Source organism: Stenotrophomonas sp. X, assembly GCF_055721025.1.
Window position 1 is genome coordinate 1,256,341 of record NZ_CM146756.1, and the last position, 14,124, is coordinate 1,270,464.

General features: G+C 67.2%; 14 protein-coding genes. 9 read left to right on the top strand and 5 right to left on the bottom strand.

Annotated features, from left to right (window positions below):
* Nucleotides 1-32: 32 nt before the first annotated feature.
* From rimM to ACZ75I_RS05795, 6 genes are all read left to right on the top strand, one after another.
* Nucleotides 33-545 carry a ribosome maturation factor RimM gene (gene rimM / locus ACZ75I_RS05770; RefSeq protein ID WP_346476514.1) on the top strand — a complete coding sequence of 171 codons (513 nt, stop codon included), beginning with the start codon at nucleotides 33-35 and terminating at the stop codon, nucleotides 543-545.
* A gap of 8 nt (nucleotides 546-553) precedes the next feature.
* Nucleotides 554-1,312, top strand: coding sequence for a tRNA (guanosine(37)-N1)-methyltransferase TrmD (gene trmD, locus ACZ75I_RS05775; RefSeq protein ID WP_005415735.1), 759 nt, complete (start codon nucleotides 554-556; stop codon nucleotides 1,310-1,312).
* A 154-nt stretch (nucleotides 1,313-1,466) separates the two neighbouring features.
* The gene (gene rplS / locus ACZ75I_RS05780) at nucleotides 1,467-1,868 is read left to right on the top strand and encodes a 50S ribosomal protein L19 (RefSeq protein WP_005415736.1); all 402 of its coding nucleotides are present in this window, start codon (nucleotides 1,467-1,469) and stop codon (nucleotides 1,866-1,868) included.
* 82 nt (nucleotides 1,869-1,950) lie between these two features.
* A complete protein-coding gene (locus tag ACZ75I_RS05785; protein ID WP_134967842.1) occupies nucleotides 1,951-2,331 on the top strand; it encodes a DUF6404 family protein in 381 nt (126 codons plus the stop codon).
* Between the two features lie 78 nt (nucleotides 2,332-2,409).
* On the top strand, nucleotides 2,410-2,844 hold the full coding sequence (locus ACZ75I_RS05790; RefSeq protein ID WP_242890018.1) for a DUF1801 domain-containing protein: 435 nt from the start codon (nucleotides 2,410-2,412) through the stop codon (nucleotides 2,842-2,844).
* 38 nt (nucleotides 2,845-2,882) lie between these two features.
* On the top strand, nucleotides 2,883-3,290 hold the full coding sequence (locus tag ACZ75I_RS05795) for a DUF1801 domain-containing protein (RefSeq protein WP_061479152.1): 408 nt from the start codon (nucleotides 2,883-2,885) through the stop codon (nucleotides 3,288-3,290).
* Between the two features lie 68 nt (nucleotides 3,291-3,358).
* Here ACZ75I_RS05795 and ACZ75I_RS05800 read toward each other — a convergent pair whose 3' ends face one another.
* Nucleotides 3,359-4,831 (bottom strand): MATE family efflux transporter, encoded by a 1,473-nt coding sequence (locus ACZ75I_RS05800; protein WP_180869354.1) that lies wholly within the window; start codon nucleotides 4,829-4,831, stop codon nucleotides 3,359-3,361.
* Nucleotides 4,832-4,893: 62 nt separating this feature from the next.
* Between ACZ75I_RS05800 and ACZ75I_RS05805 the strand changes: the two genes are divergently transcribed.
* Together ACZ75I_RS05805 and ACZ75I_RS05810 are read left to right on the top strand one after the other, a co-directional pair.
* Entirely contained in the window at nucleotides 4,894-5,133 is a 240-nt protein-coding gene (locus tag ACZ75I_RS05805; protein WP_061479154.1) for a hypothetical protein, read from the top strand.
* A gap of 9 nt (nucleotides 5,134-5,142) precedes the next feature.
* Nucleotides 5,143-5,550, top strand: coding sequence for an RNA-binding S4 domain-containing protein (locus tag ACZ75I_RS05810; protein ID WP_005415742.1), 408 nt, complete (start codon nucleotides 5,143-5,145; stop codon nucleotides 5,548-5,550).
* Between the two features lie 220 nt (nucleotides 5,551-5,770).
* On the opposite strand, the gene katG is transcribed toward ACZ75I_RS05810, so the two are convergent.
* From katG to ACZ75I_RS05830, 4 genes are all read right to left on the bottom strand, one after another.
* On the bottom strand, nucleotides 5,771-8,008 hold the full coding sequence (gene katG / locus ACZ75I_RS05815) for a catalase/peroxidase HPI (protein WP_134967844.1): 2,238 nt from the start codon (nucleotides 8,006-8,008) through the stop codon (nucleotides 5,771-5,773).
* A 147-nt stretch (nucleotides 8,009-8,155) separates the two neighbouring features.
* Complete coding sequence (locus ACZ75I_RS05820) at nucleotides 8,156-8,755, bottom strand: DUF937 domain-containing protein (RefSeq protein WP_061479156.1); 600 nt, start codon at nucleotides 8,753-8,755, stop codon at nucleotides 8,156-8,158.
* A gap of 206 nt (nucleotides 8,756-8,961) precedes the next feature.
* A complete protein-coding gene (mutS, locus tag ACZ75I_RS05825; protein ID WP_472958808.1) occupies nucleotides 8,962-11,553 on the bottom strand; it encodes a DNA mismatch repair protein MutS in 2,592 nt (863 codons plus the stop codon).
* Between the two features lie 135 nt (nucleotides 11,554-11,688).
* Nucleotides 11,689-12,081, bottom strand: coding sequence for a barstar family protein (locus ACZ75I_RS05830; protein WP_061479158.1), 393 nt, complete (start codon nucleotides 12,079-12,081; stop codon nucleotides 11,689-11,691).
* Nucleotides 12,082-12,445: 364 nt separating this feature from the next.
* Here ACZ75I_RS05830 and ACZ75I_RS05835 point away from each other — a divergent pair, with 364 nt between their 5' ends.
* Nucleotides 12,446-14,122: a ShlB/FhaC/HecB family hemolysin secretion/activation protein gene (locus tag ACZ75I_RS05835; RefSeq protein ID WP_258009448.1), complete on the top strand. Its 1,677-nt coding sequence runs from the start codon at nucleotides 12,446-12,448 to the stop codon at nucleotides 14,120-14,122.
* Nucleotides 14,123-14,124: the final 2 nt, after the last annotated feature.

Consider the following 14,124-nt stretch of genomic DNA (forward strand, 5'->3'; position numbering starts at 1 on the left):
ACGCTTCGGCGTGGCCCTCTTGGTTGAAGCAGATGAAAGATATCGAGCGCCGCATCCTGCTGGGCAGGGTTGTCGGCGCTTTTGGTGTGCGCGGCGAAATCAAGCTCGAGTCCTGGACCGAGCCTCGTTCCGCCATTTTCCGTTACCAGCCGTGGATCGTGCGCAGCCCGTCCGGCGTGGAAACCACGGTTGAGGGTGTACGCGGCCGCGACAGCGGCAAGCACCTGGTGGCCCGTTTTCCCGGGGTCGAGGATCGCGATGTGGTCGAAGCGATGCGCGGCACCGAGATCTACGTGGCCCGCAGTGCCTTGCCGCCGCCGAAGCCCGATGAGTATTACTGGGTGGACCTGGAAGGCCTGGATGTGAAGACCACCGAGGGCGTCGCCCTGGGCCAGGTCTCGCACCTGTTCAGCACCGGCGCCAATGACGTGGTGGTGGTCCGGGGTGACCGCGAGCGGATGATTCCGTTCGTGCAGCCGGACTTCGTCAAATCGGTCGATTTCGAGGCCAACCTGATCTTGGTCGACTGGGACCCCGAGTTCTGAGTGCGAGCATGCGTTTCGACGTCATCACCCTGTTTCCCGAGTTCCTCGCCCAGTCCGCTGGACTGGGCGTGGTCGGGCGCGCGCAGGAGAAGGGACTGTTCAGCCTGCATGGCTGGAACCCCCGTGATTACGCCGAAGGCAACTACCGCCGGGTGGACGACCGTCCGTTCGGTGGTGGCCCGGGCATGGTGATGCTGATCGAGCCGCTGCAGGCCTGCCTGCAGGCGATCCGAGAGGCCGATCCAACCCCTGCGCGGGTGATCTACCTCAGTCCGCAGGGCGCGCCGTTGACCCAGGCCAAGGTGCGGGAACTGGCGGCGCTGCCGCGCATGGTCCTGCTCTGTGGCCGCTACGAGGGCATCGACGAGCGTTTCCTGGAGGCCAATGTCGACGAGGAAATCTCCCTCGGCGACTACGTGCTGTCCGGGGGCGAGCTGGGCGCGGCGGTGATCATCGACGCCGTGGCCCGCCTGCAGGACGGTGCCCTGAACGATGCGGAGTCGGCGGCGCAGGACAGCTTCGAGGGCGACCTCGGTCTGCTCGACTGCCCGCATTACAGCCAGCCGGCCCAGCACCCGCTGGGGGACGTGCCGGAGGTGCTGCGCTCGGGCAACCACGCGGCCATCGCCGCCTGGCGCCGCCAGCAGTCGCTGCTCCGGACCGCCCAGCGGCGCCCGGACCTGCTGGATGAACAGGCACTGGGCAAGGCCGACCGCAAACTGCTGGAGCAGGGCCGCCAGGCCCGGAACCAGAAGGCCAGCCCCTAGCGCAGGGCTGGCTTTATCGGCTATCATGGCCAATTCCCGCCAGCCCCGGTTGGCGCGCGCAGTACCCAAAACAAACGTGCAGCACAGTCCGGTGACTGCATGAGCCCACGTTGTCGATACGACACGCCCACCCGAACAAGAATCGGTGTAACCCATGAGCAAGCTGAACAAGTCCATCGTCGCGGAATTCGAATCCGCCCAGATCACCCGTGAACTGCCGAAGTTCAGCCAGGGCGACACCGTTGTCGTCAACGTGAAGGTGAAGGAAGGCAGCCGCGAGCGCGTGCAGGCCTACGAAGGCGTCGTCATCGCCACCAAGAATGCCGGCCTGAACTCCTCGTTCACCGTCCGCAAGATCTCGCACGGCTACGGCGTCGAGCGCGTTTTCCAGACCCACAGCGCCATCATCGACTCGGTCGAAGTGAAGCGTCGTGGTAAGGTCCGCGCCGGCAAGCTGTACTACCTGCGTGGCCTGGAAGGCAAGGCTGCCCGCATCAAGGAAGACCTGGCTGCCGCTGCTGCCGCCAAGGCTGCCCGTCTGGCCGACAAGGCCTGATAAACAACTTCGGTTGTTGCCGCGACGGCCACCTTCGGGTGGCCGTTTGCGTTTCCGGCATCGCATCGGCCACGATCAGCTGATGAACGATATCAACCCGCGCTATCCCGCCGTGATCCAGTCGGCGCTGCGCTTTCTCGACGGCAAGGGGCTGGCGCGCGTGCAGTCGGCGCCGTTGCTGCACCGCCTGCTATGGCGCGCGGGCATCGCGCTGCCACCACCGATCCTGGCTGGTTTTGGTACCAATGCGTTGGTGCAGGGCCTGTTGTTCGGGCTGTTCTGGACCGCGCTGATGTGGCTGATGCTGTGGCAGGGCAGCGAACGTCCGCTGGTGCTGTTGCTGGTGGCCGGCCTGTTGGCCGGAGCGCTGTTCGGCATGGTGATGGCGGCGCTGATGCGCTCGCTGCGCCGCCACCGCAAGCTGCCGGACTGGCGCCGGTTCCGGGCGCGGCAGGCCGATTGAGCCGATGGCGCACTGCGCCGTGACCACCCGGCGGGCCTGCGCTAGGCTGCAGCTTCATCCCGATGGACGTATCGTGCGATGCCTGCCAAGCGAACCGCACCTTCCACTGCGCCCACGCTGCTGTCCGGTGGCAACCCGCAGATCGCCAAGGGCGAGGGCGATGCGCCCGTGCAGGCATACATCGCCGCCATGCCGGATTGGAAACGTGCGATCGGCGCGCGACTGGATGCATTGATCGAGCAGGCCGTACCTGGCGTGCACAAGGCGGTGAAGTGGAACTCGCCGATGTATGCGGTTGCGCCGGGCGAAGGGTGGTTTCTCAGCTTCCATTGCTTCACCCGCTACATCAAGGTGGCGTTCTTCCGCGGCGCGGCACTGGCGCCAGTGCCGCCCGAGCCGTCCAGGAGCGCCAATACGCGTTACCTGCACATCTTCGAAGATGCCCCGTTGGATGAAACGCAGTTCCGCGACTGGGTGCGCCAGGCCGCCGCGTTGCCCGGCGAGCGCATGTAACCCCGACGTTTCGATTCCCTTCCCGACGAGAGCCGCTGATGGTCACGCATGCACCGAACCCTGCCGATGCCGGAACACCGGCGGCTGAACTGATCGACGCGCGCATCGCCGAACTGGGTGACTGGCGCGGCGAAACGCTGGCACGCGTGCGCGCCTTGATCCATGAAGCCCTGCCCGACGTGCAGGAAACCTGGAAGTGGCGCGGCACGCCGGTGTGGGAGCAGGACGGCATCCTGTGCACCGGCGAGACCTACAGGCAGGCGGTGAAACTGACCTTCGCCCACGGCGCGGCGCTGCCGGACCCGAAGGGCCTGTTCAATGCCAGCCTGGACGGCAACACCCGGCGCGCGATCGATATCCATCAAGGCGCGATGCCGGATGCCGCTGCGTTCAAGGCGCTGCTGCGCGCGGCGGCGACGTTCAACGCGGCGAAGAAGAAGCGCTGACCGTCTTCTGTAGAGCCGAGCCCATGCTCGGCTGACAGGCCTGTGCGGACCAACGGTCCGCACCCACCTCAACGTGGCGGCGCTGGCTCCAGTGCCGCATCCGGGTCGGCCACCGGCGACGGTGGGCAGGCCGGAATTTCTGACGGCGTGGCCAGTTCTTCGGCGTGCGAAGGTTTGCCCATCATCTTCGCCTTGCGCCAGCCACCCCAGCGGTAATACGCCAGCGACAGCAGCATCGACACCAGCGAGCTGACCGGGAAGCTCCACCAGATCGCATCGGCGCCCCAGTACGGCTGCAGCAGTTCGGCGAACGGCACGCGCACGCCCCACAGCGAGCCGGCCAGGATCAGCAACGGCGGAATCACCGCGCCGGTGGAGCGCACCACGCCGGAGATCACGAAGCTGACGCCGAAGAACAGGAACGAGCCGATCACTACGTGGTTGAGGTGGCGCGCGATCTCCAGCGCCTGGCTGGCCGGTGGCAGGAACAGCGCCAGCAGCTGGCGATCGAACACCACCAGCGGCAGGATCAACGCGCCGGTCAGCAGGAAGTTGAACAGCACGCCCTGGCGCGCGGTGCCGCGCACGCGGTCCCAGCGCTGCGCCCCCACGTTCTGTGCGGCCATCGAAGAGCACGCTGCACCGATCGCCATCGCTGGCATCTGCAGGTAGTTCCACAGTTGCAGGGCAGCGCCGTAGCCCGCGCCGGTGTCGGTCCCGTACTGGTTGACCATGGTCATCAGCAGGATCACCGACAGCGAGATCAGCACCATCTGCAGGCCCATCGGCACGCCCTTGACCACCAGCGCCTTGAGGATGGTCATGTCGAGCTTGAACAGGCGCATGTCGGCGCGGCCCAGCCACAGGGTGTGGCGCTTGTGCCGCATGTACAGCAGCAGGCCGGCCAGCGACAGCGTCTGTGCGACCAGCGTGGCCCAGGCCGAGCCGGCGATACCCAGCGCGGGGAACGGCCCCATGCCGAAGATCAGCACCGGGTTCAGCACGATGTCCAGTGCCACCGACACCATCAGGAAGCGGAACGGCGTACGCGAGTCACCGGCACCGCGCAGCGCGGCGGTGAGGAAGGCGAACGCGTACAGCGTCGGCATCGCCAGGAAGATGATCTGCAGGTAGGCCTCGGCCAATGGCAGCGAAGCGGCCGGCGTGCCCATCGCCGCCAGCAGCGGATGGGCCATGAACCAGCCGGCGAGGGCGATGATCACCGACAGGCCGATGAAGAAGGTGGCGCTGGTGCCGACCACGCGCCGCGCCTGCACGATGTCGCGCGCGCCGATCGCCTGGCCGATCAGGATGGTGGAGGCCATGCCGAAACCGAACACCGAGCCGATCAGGAAGAACATGATGTTGTTGGCGTTCGCGGTGGCGGTCAGTGCCGCCTCGCCGAGGAAGCGCCCGACCCAGACCGCGTTCACCGAACCGTTCAGCGACTGCGCGATGTTGCCCGCCAGGATCGGCAGGGAGAACAACAGGAGATTGCGCCCGATCGGGCCGGAGGTCAGGTCAAGCGGCGCTTTGGCCATGGAGTGGTGATCGAATCCCGGGAGGCGCACACTAGCACCAAGCCGGTTCGCGGGATGTGGCAATGCATCAACGACTGCAGGTGGAGCGGAGGTTGGCGCTGGCCTTGATCAGCGCTGTATTGGCCGCATGTTCGATGGACGACCGGCTGGGTGATACCCAGATCCGGCCAACCGACCGTCCCGAGTGCCTGGTCGGCAGCCAGCGCCAGGACCTGGCCTCCGGGGTGCGGCCATTGATCGGCGGCACCGGCTGCCGCGCCGACCCGGACAACCCGCGTCCCCTCAACAAGCCACTGGAGTAGCCTGCCCCCATGCCCGAGCTTTCCCCGCTGTCACCCAGTGTCCGCCTGGACATCTGGTTGTGGGCGGCCCGTTTCTTCAAGACCCGCAGCCTGGCCAAGCAGGCGATCGAGACCGGCAAGGTCAGCGTTGCCGGGCAGCGTCCGAAATCCTCACGCGCGGTGCGCGTGGGCGAGCAGCTTCAGGTCGACCGTGGTGAAGAGCATTTCGAGGTCCAGGTGCTCGGCCTGAGCGATCAGCGCGGGCCCGCAGCGACGGCGCAGCAGCTGTATGCCGAGAGCGAGGCCTCCAAGGCGCGTCGTGCCGAACAGCGTGCGCTGCGCATCGCCGCGCGCGATGGGTTCCAGCCGCCGGAGCACAAGCCGGACAAGCGCGCACGCCGGTTGATCCGCGCGCTGGGGGACATCGACGCGCTGTGACGCAGCCCCGGCGTTCGCCGGCGACATCACCTTCCGGGATACGCCGCAGCGCGGTGGCAACGGCTTCAACGAGAGCTCGCCGGACCGTGCCTGCGTCCAGGCGCTGCGGGACGCCAGCCGAAATGGCGTACCTGCTGCGGAGAGCATGCGAACCGACGCTTCGCACCCGGTGAAGCGCGCCGGTAGCGCCGGGCCATGCCCGGCGACTACCCCGATCGCCTCAACCGTGCAGGTCGTAGCGGTCCAGTTCCATCACCCGCGTCCAGGCGGCGATGAAATCCTGCACGAACTTCTTCTCGCCATCGGCGCTGGCATAGACCTCGGCCAATGCGCGCAGCACCGCGTTTGAGCCGAACACCAGGTCGGCGCGGGTACCGGTCCAGCGCACAGCGCCGTCGGTGCGGCCACGGCCTTCGTAGCTTTCGCGGCCGGTGGCCTTCCACTGCGTACCCATGTCCAGCAGGTTGACGAAGAAGTCGTTGCTGAGCGTGCCTGGGCGCGTGGTGAACACGCCGTGCTTGCCACCATCGGCATTGGCACCGAGCACGCGCAGGCCGCCGACCAGCACGGTCATCTCCGGCGCGGTCAGCGTAAGCAGCTGCGCCTTGTCGATCAGCAGCGCCTCCCCGGGCACGCTGTAGGCGCCCTTCAGGTAATTGCGGAAGCCATCGGCGACCGGCTCGAGCACCGCGAACGATTCGACGTCGGTCTGTTCCTGGCTGGCATCGGTGCGGCCCGGGGTGAACGGCACGCTGACCTCATGGCCACCGGCCTTGGCCGCCTGCTCGACACCTACGCCACCGGCCAGCACGATCAGGTCGGCCAGTGACACGTGCTTGCCGCCGGCATTGAAGCTGGCCTGCACCTTTTCCAGCGCGGCCAGCACCTTGGCCAGCTGCTGCGGCTGGTTCACCTCCCAGTCCTTCTGCGGCGCCAGGCGGATGCGCGCACCGTTGGCGCCGCCGCGCTTGTCCGAACCACGGAAGGTCGAAGCCGACGCCCATGCGGTGGACACCAGCTCGGCGACGCTCAGGCCCGCTGCGGCGATCTGCTGCTTCAGCGCGGCGATGTCCCTGGCGTCGATCAGCGGGTGCTGTGCTTCCGGCAGCGGGTCCTGCCAGATGAACTGTTCGGCCGGAATTTCCGGGCCGAGGTAACGTGCGCGCGGGCCCATGTCGCGGTGGGTCAGCTTGAACCAGGCGCGGGCGAAGGCATCGGCGAAGGCCTGGGGCTCGGCGAGGAACCGGCGCGAGATCTTTTCGTAGGCCGGATCCATGCGCAGCGACAGGTCGGTGGTGAGCATGGTGGGGCGGTGCTTCTTCGACGGGTCGTGCGCGTCGGGAATCACCGCTTCGGCGTTCTTGGCCACCCACTGGTGGGCACCGGCCGGGCTCTTGCTCAGCTCCCATTCGTTGCCGAACAGGATTTCGAAGAAATCGTGGCTCCACTGCGCCGGGGTGCGCGTCCAGGTCACTTCCAGGCCGCTGGTGATGGCGTCGCCGCCCTTGCCGCTGCGGAAGCTGCTGGCCCAGCCCAGGCCCTGGTTTTCCAGCCCGGCGGCTTCCGGTTCCTTGCCGACGTTGTCGGCCGGGCCGGCACCGTGGGTTTTGCCGAAGCTGTGGCCGCCGGCGATAAGCGCGACGGTTTCCTCGTCGTCCATGGCCATGCGGCCGAACGTATCGCGGATGTCATGCGCGGCCAGCACCGGATCCGGGTTGCCATCCGGCCCCTCCGGATTGACGTAGATCAGGCCCATCTGCACTGCGGCCAGCGGGTTTTCCAGCGTGCGCGAGTGCACGTCGCCGTCGGCATCGTCATCGGATACGAGCACGCCATGGTTCTCTTCAACGCCTTCCGAGCCATGCTTGTAGCGCACGTCACCGCCCAGCCAGGTGGTCTCGCGGCCCCAGTACACATCCTGGTCCGGCTCCCAGGTATCGGGGCGGCCGCCGGCAAAGCCCAGGGTCTTGAACCCCATCGATTCCAGAGCGACGTTACCGGTGAGGATGAGCAGGTCGGCCCAGGAAATGGCCTGGCCGTACTTTTGCTTGATCGGCCACAGCAGGCGCCGGGCCTTGTCCAGGCTGACATTGTCCGGCCAGCTGTTGAGCGGTGCGAAGCGCTGCTGGCCACGACCGCCGCCGCCGCGGCCGTCGCCGATGCGATAGGTGCCGGCACTGTGCCAGGCCATGCGGATGAACAGGCCACCGTAGTGCCCGAAGTCTGCTGGCCACCAGTCCTGCGAATCGGTCATCAGCGCCTTCAGGTCCGCCTTCAGCGCGGCGTAGTCCAGCCCCTTGAAGGCCTTGGCGTAATCGAAGCCGGCATCGAGCGGATTGGAGCGCGCCGAATGCTGGTTGAGCAGGTCCACGCGCAACTGGTTCGGCCACCAGTCGCGGTTGGTCGTCGCGTCGCCGACGACGGCATGGTTGAACGGGCACTTCGCTTCGCTTTTCATGGGTCTCTACCTGTGGACTGGCGAAAGGTGGAATCGGGGGAGGCCTGACCACGATAGGTGGCGCCTACCAATGGGTAAATTCGATTGATTCAACCGATGCGATAGTGGCGAACTATGGAGCCGTCCGACTAGGACGGTCGTGTCCGATCAACGCTTCAGCAGACCCGCGCCCAGCTTCATCAAGTCACTGGCTCCGAACTGGCCGTCGCCGTCCTGGTCCAGGACGCCGCCGAGCAGGTTGCCGATGCCGCCGGACTGCTGCGTTTCCTGGCCCAATGCCTGGCTCAGCTGGCCTGCGTTGCCACCCTGGGCGAAGCGCTGGGCCAGGAAGGACATGACGATGGGGGCGAGGATTGCCAGCAGCTTGCCCGAAGTGCCGCTGTCGAGACCGGTCTTCTGCCCGAGCAGTTGTGCCGCCTGCGGTTGCTGGCCACCGAACACGTGGCCGAGGATGCCGGCGCCATCGGTGGCGCCGCTGCCGCCCCCGCCCATCACCGCGCCCAGGATCCCGCCCAGGTCGAAACCGCCGCCACCGCTGTGGTCGCGCTGCAACGCGTTGAGCAGCGACTGCGCGCCCTGCGGCTCACTGGCGTTCTGCCCCATCGCGCCGAGCAGCAGGGGCAGGGCGCTGCCGACGGCCTGGGCGGTCTGGCTGCTGTCCAGGCCGAGTTGCTGGGACACCTGCTGCAGGCCCTGGCCCTGCTGCAGCTGCTGGAAGAGGGATGCAGCGAGCGATTCGGTGTTCATGGCAGTCTCTGTTCTGTGAAGGAAGGACGGCCCGAGCATAACGCTGCGTGCACTACGGGAATGCGAAGGCAGCCGAGCATGGGCCCGGCTCTACAGACAGAGCGCCACGGGGTCGTTGTGGAGCCGAGCATGGGCTCGGCTCTACAGGCAGGGCGTGAGTTGTAGAGCCGAGCCCGCGCTCGGCCCAGGCCTGCCAGCGGGCGCGGTTACAGCAGCGTCTTCAACCGGTACAGCGCCTCAAGCGCCTGCTTCGGCGTCAACTCGTCCGGGTCGATCGCCGCCAGCGCTTCCTGCGCCTTGCTGGACGGCGCGCTGAACAGGCCGAACTGCTGCGGTGCATCCAGTGCCTGCGGTGCCAGTTCGGCCGCGTGGCTTTCACCGCCGCGCTGTTCCAGCTCGGCCAGGCGGCGACGCGCCTGCGCCACAGTAGCCCGCGGCAGGCCGGCCAGTGCCGCCACCTGCAGGCCGAAGCTGCGGTTGGCCGGGCCATCCTTCACCGCGTGCATGAACACCAGCCCCTCACCGTGCTCGACGGCGTCCAGGTGCACGTTGGCGATGCCACTGCGGCCGCCCTCATGCTGTTCGTCGGCCAGCGCGGTCAGTTCGAAGTAATGGGTGGCGAACAGCGTGTAGCAGCGATTCTGGTGGGCCAGGTGGCGGGCCACCGCGTCCGCCAGCGCCAGGCCGTCGTAGGTGGAGGTGCCGCGGCCGATCTCGTCCATCAGCACCAGCGAATGGGCGGTGGCGTGATGCAGGATGTAGCTGGTCTCGGCCATCTCGACCATGAAGGTCGACTGCCCGCGGGCGAGGTCGTCACCGGCGCCGATGCGGGTCAGGATGCGGTCGATCGGGCCGATCACAGCGCGGCTGGCCGGCACGAAACTGCCGATATGGGCCAGCAGCACGATCAGCGCGTTCTGCCGCATGTAGGTCGATTTACCGCCCATGTTCGGGCCGGTGATGACCAGCATGCGACGGTCGGGATGCAGGTCCAGGTCGTTCGGTTCGAACGGCTGCTCACGCACCGCTTCGACCACCGGATGGCGGCCACGCTCGATCTTCAGGCACGGCTCGGCCTGCAGCTCCGGGCGCGACCAGTCCAGTGCCTGCGCGCGCTCGGCGAAGGCGGCCAGCACGTCCAGTTCGCTCAGCGCAGCGGCGCACTGCTTCAACGGTTCCAGCTGTTCGCCGAGGGTGTCCAGCAGCTGCTCGTACAGGTATTTCTCTCGCGACAACGAACGGTCGCGCGCGGACAGCACCTTGTCTTCGAACGCCTTCAGTTCTTCGGTGATGTAGCGCTCGGCATTGGTCAGCGTCTGGCGGCGGGTGTAGTGCACGGGCGCACGGTCGGACTGGCCCTTGCTGATCTCGATGTAGTAGCCGTGCACGCGGTTGTAGCCCACCTTCAGGGTGGGAATGCCGCTGCTTTCGCGTTCGCGCTGTTCCAGGTCCACCAGGAACTGGTCGGCATGGGTGGACAGGCGGCGCAGCTCGTCCAGCTCTTCATCGAAGCCGTCAGCCAGCACGCCGCCGTCGCTCAGTTTCAGCGGTGGCACCTCGGCGATGGCGCTGGCCAGCAGCTGCGCGCACGCGTCATGCTCGCCCAGCGCGGCGTGCAGGGCCTGCAGGCGCGGCGAATCCAGCGGCGCCAGCACCTCGCGCACGGCGGGCAGCAAGCCCAGGCCATCGCGCAGGGTGGAGAAATCGCGCGGGCGCGCCGAACGCAGCGCGACGCGGGTGAGGATGCGTTCCAGGTCGCCCAGGCGGCGGAACTGTTCGCGGATATCGGCGTCGCTGCCGCGGTCGATCAGGGTTTCCACCGCATGGTGACGCTGTACCAGGACCTCGCGCAGGCGCAGCGGGCGGTGCAGCCAGCGCCGCAGCAGGCGGCCGCCCATCGGCGTCACCGTGCTGTCGAGCACGCCCAGCAGGGTATTACGGGTATCGCCGTCGACGCGCGTTTCCAGTTCCAGGTGGCGACGGGTGGCGGCGTTCATCGCGATCGCCTCGCCAGCGGTTTCCATCGCGATCGAGGTCAGGTGCGGCAGCCGCTGCTTCTGGGTTTCCTCGACATAGCCGAGCAGGGCACCTGCGGCAGCGGTCGCGCGCGGCTTGTCATCGATGCCGAAGCCGCTCAGGTCATGCAGCTTGAAGAAGGCCAGCAGCTGGCGGCGGCCACTGTCGGCGTCGAACAACCAGGGGGCGCGACGGCGCACGCCGGTGCGCTGGCGCAGGAATTCCGGCCAGTTCTCTTCGTCGGGCACCAGCAGCTCGGCCGGCTCCAGTCGGGCCAGTTCGGCTTCCAGGGCGTCGTCGGTTTCCACTTCGTTGACCAGGAAGCGGCCACCGGCCAGGTCGGCCCAGGCCAGGCCGTAGCCCTGCTTCGTGCGCGACAGCGCCATCAGCAGGGTGTCACGGCGCTCGTCCAGCAGCGCTTCGTCGGTGACGGTGCCGGGGGTGACGATGCGCACCACCTTGCGTTCGACCAGGCCCTTGGCCAGCGCCGGGTCACCGATCTGCTCGCAGATCGCCACTGACTCGCCCAGCGCCACCAGCCGTGCCAGGTAGCCCTCGTAGGCATGCACCGGCACGCCGGCCATCGGAATCGGTGCGCCGCCGGAGCTGCCACGCTGGGTCAGGGTGATGTCGAGCAGGCGCGCGGCCTTGCGCGCATCGTCGTAGAACAGCTCGTAGAAGTCGCCCATGCGGAAGAACAGCAGCAGGTCCGGGTACTCGGACTTGGCTGCGAAGAACTGCTTCATCAGCGGGGTATGTTCGGCGGACTTGTCTTTGGACATGGGACTCGTGGATCAGGGCGTCCGGCCGCGCCGGGCGGCAGCGGCAGCGGAGCGGGTACAGGGCCGTCCATGGTAACTGCTGGGGCCGGTGGGCGCCGCTGCGGTTGGTGGGCATTGCCCGTGCGGGGCACACAGTCAGGCCGGAACCAGGGTGATCTGCCGGTGGCTTGCGAAGATCTCCATTACGATCTCGAAGTAGGTCTGGCCCTGGCCTCGTTGCAGGGCGTCCAGCTGGAGCGCAATGGTCCGCGTATTGAACGTGCCCGGGGCTTCCAGCTTGGACTGCAGCCACTGACATGTGGTAGTTCGTCCCAGTGCGGCGCGGCTGTGCTCGATATCACCCCAGATCACCGTGGCCCGGTCGTGGCCGGCCAACACCCCATAGCCGCCATGCAGCAGGTCATCCAGGGCGTCCAGGCTTGGCCCGAGCTGCCAGTTCCCGCCGGCCATGAACACGCGATTGATCTCCGCGTACAGGCTGGGGATGTCATTGATGGCGGCGCCTTCAATCTGTAGGACGATGGTCATGCGGCGACTGTAGCGTCAGCAGGCGGAAGCTGGCGTGCTGTAGGACCAGGGTTCGCGCCATGGCCCGAACGCGCAGCGTCCTGGGCGTTTGCGGTGTGTTGCCCCGCAGTCGACTGAATTTGCAATCTTTCCTATAGAAGTTCCTGAGGCGGCCGATACCCTTTGCGCCTTTCTGCGCTTCGCGTAGCGGCGTGCTGTCGCCTGTGCGTCGGCAGACCCGAATCAAGCCGGCACGTCGATGCCTTGTCCTTTTCCGGACAGAGCGCCTGACGGCCTGCATCAATATCAGGAAAACACTGTGCGGTCAGGGAAGAAGCAGGCACGACAGGCGTGCCGTGGTGGTGGGTGGGTGGTGTTGCTTGGCATGACCTTCGGTGTTGCCGCCCAGCAGGCCGGTGATCCAGCCGCGCAGGAACTGCTGAGGCAACAGGAACGCGAACGCGTGCTGCGCGAGCAGCAGGAACAACGCCCCGACGTCCGCCTGGAGCGGGACGCGCAGAAGGAGGGCGACCGCCTGCCGGCGCAGGAGCACCCGTGCGTACGCATCGATCGCATCGTGTTGGAAGGCGAAGGCAGCCAGCGCTTCGGCTGGGCACTGGCGGCCGCCGACCCGGTCGACGATCCGGCCACCGGCCGTTGCCTGGGGACCGAAGGCATCAACGTGGTGATGAAGCGTGTGCAGAACGCGATCATCGCCCGTGGCTATGTCACCACGCGCGTGCTGTCGGCACCGCAGGACCTCAACCAGGGCACGCTGGCGTTGTCGGTGGTGCCGGGCCGGTTCCGCGAGGCCGTGTTCTCCGACGCGCAGGGACGGCATCCGGTCCTCGCCAATGCACTGCCGATCCGCAGCGGCGGCCTGCTCAACCTGCGTGACATCGAGCAGGGGCTGGAGAACCTGCAGCGCGTGCCCACCGTGAGCGCCGACATCAAGATCGCGCCGGCCGACGGCGAGGGCGCGGCGCCGGGCCAGAGCGACCTGCAGATCGACTGGACGCAGCGTTCACCGGTACGCGCCAGCGTCACCCTGGACGATGCCGGCAGCCGTGGCACCGGCAAGCTGCAGGCCAATGCCACGCTGTCATTGGACAATCCGCTGGGCCTGAACGAGTTGTTCTACATCAGCGCCGGCCGTGGCGTGTTCAATGGCCGAGGCAAGGACACCAACAGCTGGACCGCGCACTACGACGTGCCCTACGGGTATTGGCTGTTCGGTGCCACTGCCAGCGCCTACGACTACAGCCAGAACGTGGTCGGTGCCTTTGAACGCTATGACTACAGCGGCCGCAGCCAAAACGCCGAAGCGCGGGTAGACCGGCTGTTGCTGCGCAATGCCAAGGTCAAGTTCAGTGCCTACGCACGCGGCTGGCAGCGCGAGTCGAAGAACTACATCGACGATACCGAGATCGAAGTGCAGCGCCGCCGCACCGCTGGCTGGGAACTGGGCCTGACCCACAAGCAGTTCATCGGCACTGCCACGCTCGATGCCAGCGTGGCCTACCGGCGTGGCACGGGCGCCTTCCACGCACTGCGTTCGCCGGAAGAGATGGCGCAGTTGTGGGACCCGACGTTGCCCCTGGAAGGGACCTCGCGGATGAAGCTGATCACCGCCGACGCGCAGTTCAGCGTGCCGTTCCAGCTGGGCAGGCAGCGCCTTCGCTACACCGCCGCATGGCGGGCGCAGTGGAACCGCACGCCGCTCTCGCCACAGGACCGCTTCGCCATCGGCGGCCGCTATACCGTGCGCGGTTTCGATGGTGAAAGCTCGCTCAGCGGTGAGCGCGGCTGGTCGCTGCGCAACGATCTTTCGCTGGGCATCGGCGGTGGCCAGGAGTTCTACGTCGCCGCCGACTACGGCCGCATCGGCGGCCCATCCGCGCAGTGGCAGTCCGGCCGTGACCTGGCGGGCATGGCGCTGGGCCTGCGCGGCGGCTGGCAGCAGCTTTCCTGGGATGGCTTCGTCGGTTCGGCACTGCACAAGCCCGCCCATTTCCCCACCGACTACACCACATTCGGCTTCAGCCTGGCCTGGCGCTACTGATC

Coding starts and splice junctions, on each gene's coding strand:
- ACZ75I_RS05805 (WP_061479154.1), top strand. CDS start 4,894: ATGCATCAACGACTGCAGGTGGAGCGGAGGTTGGCGCTGGCCTTGATC.
- rplS (WP_005415736.1), top strand. CDS start 1,467: ATGAGCAAGCTGAACAAGTCCATCGTCGCGGAATTCGAATCCGCCCAG.
- ACZ75I_RS05790 (WP_242890018.1), top strand. CDS start 2,410: ATGCCTGCCAAGCGAACCGCACCTTCCACTGCGCCCACGCTGCTGTCC.
- ACZ75I_RS05785 (WP_134967842.1), top strand. CDS start 1,951: ATGAACGATATCAACCCGCGCTATCCCGCCGTGATCCAGTCGGCGCTG.
- trmD (WP_005415735.1), top strand. CDS start 554: ATGCGTTTCGACGTCATCACCCTGTTTCCCGAGTTCCTCGCCCAGTCC.
- ACZ75I_RS05800 (WP_180869354.1), bottom strand. CDS start 4,831: ATGGCCAAAGCGCCGCTTGACCTGACCTCCGGCCCGATCGGGCGCAAT.
- katG (WP_134967844.1), bottom strand. CDS start 8,008: ATGAAAAGCGAAGCGAAGTGCCCGTTCAACCATGCCGTCGTCGGCGAC.
- mutS (WP_472958808.1), bottom strand. CDS start 11,553: ATGTCCAAAGACAAGTCCGCCGAACATACCCCGCTGATGAAGCAGTTC.
- ACZ75I_RS05795 (WP_061479152.1), top strand. CDS start 2,883: ATGGTCACGCATGCACCGAACCCTGCCGATGCCGGAACACCGGCGGCT.
- ACZ75I_RS05830 (WP_061479158.1), bottom strand. CDS start 12,081: ATGACCATCGTCCTACAGATTGAAGGCGCCGCCATCAATGACATCCCC.
- ACZ75I_RS05820 (WP_061479156.1), bottom strand. CDS start 8,755: ATGAACACCGAATCGCTCGCTGCATCCCTCTTCCAGCAGCTGCAGCAG.
- rimM (WP_346476514.1), top strand. CDS start 33: ATGAAAGATATCGAGCGCCGCATCCTGCTGGGCAGGGTTGTCGGCGCT.
- ACZ75I_RS05835 (WP_258009448.1), top strand. CDS start 12,446: ATGACCTTCGGTGTTGCCGCCCAGCAGGCCGGTGATCCAGCCGCGCAG.
- ACZ75I_RS05810 (WP_005415742.1), top strand. CDS start 5,143: ATGCCCGAGCTTTCCCCGCTGTCACCCAGTGTCCGCCTGGACATCTGG.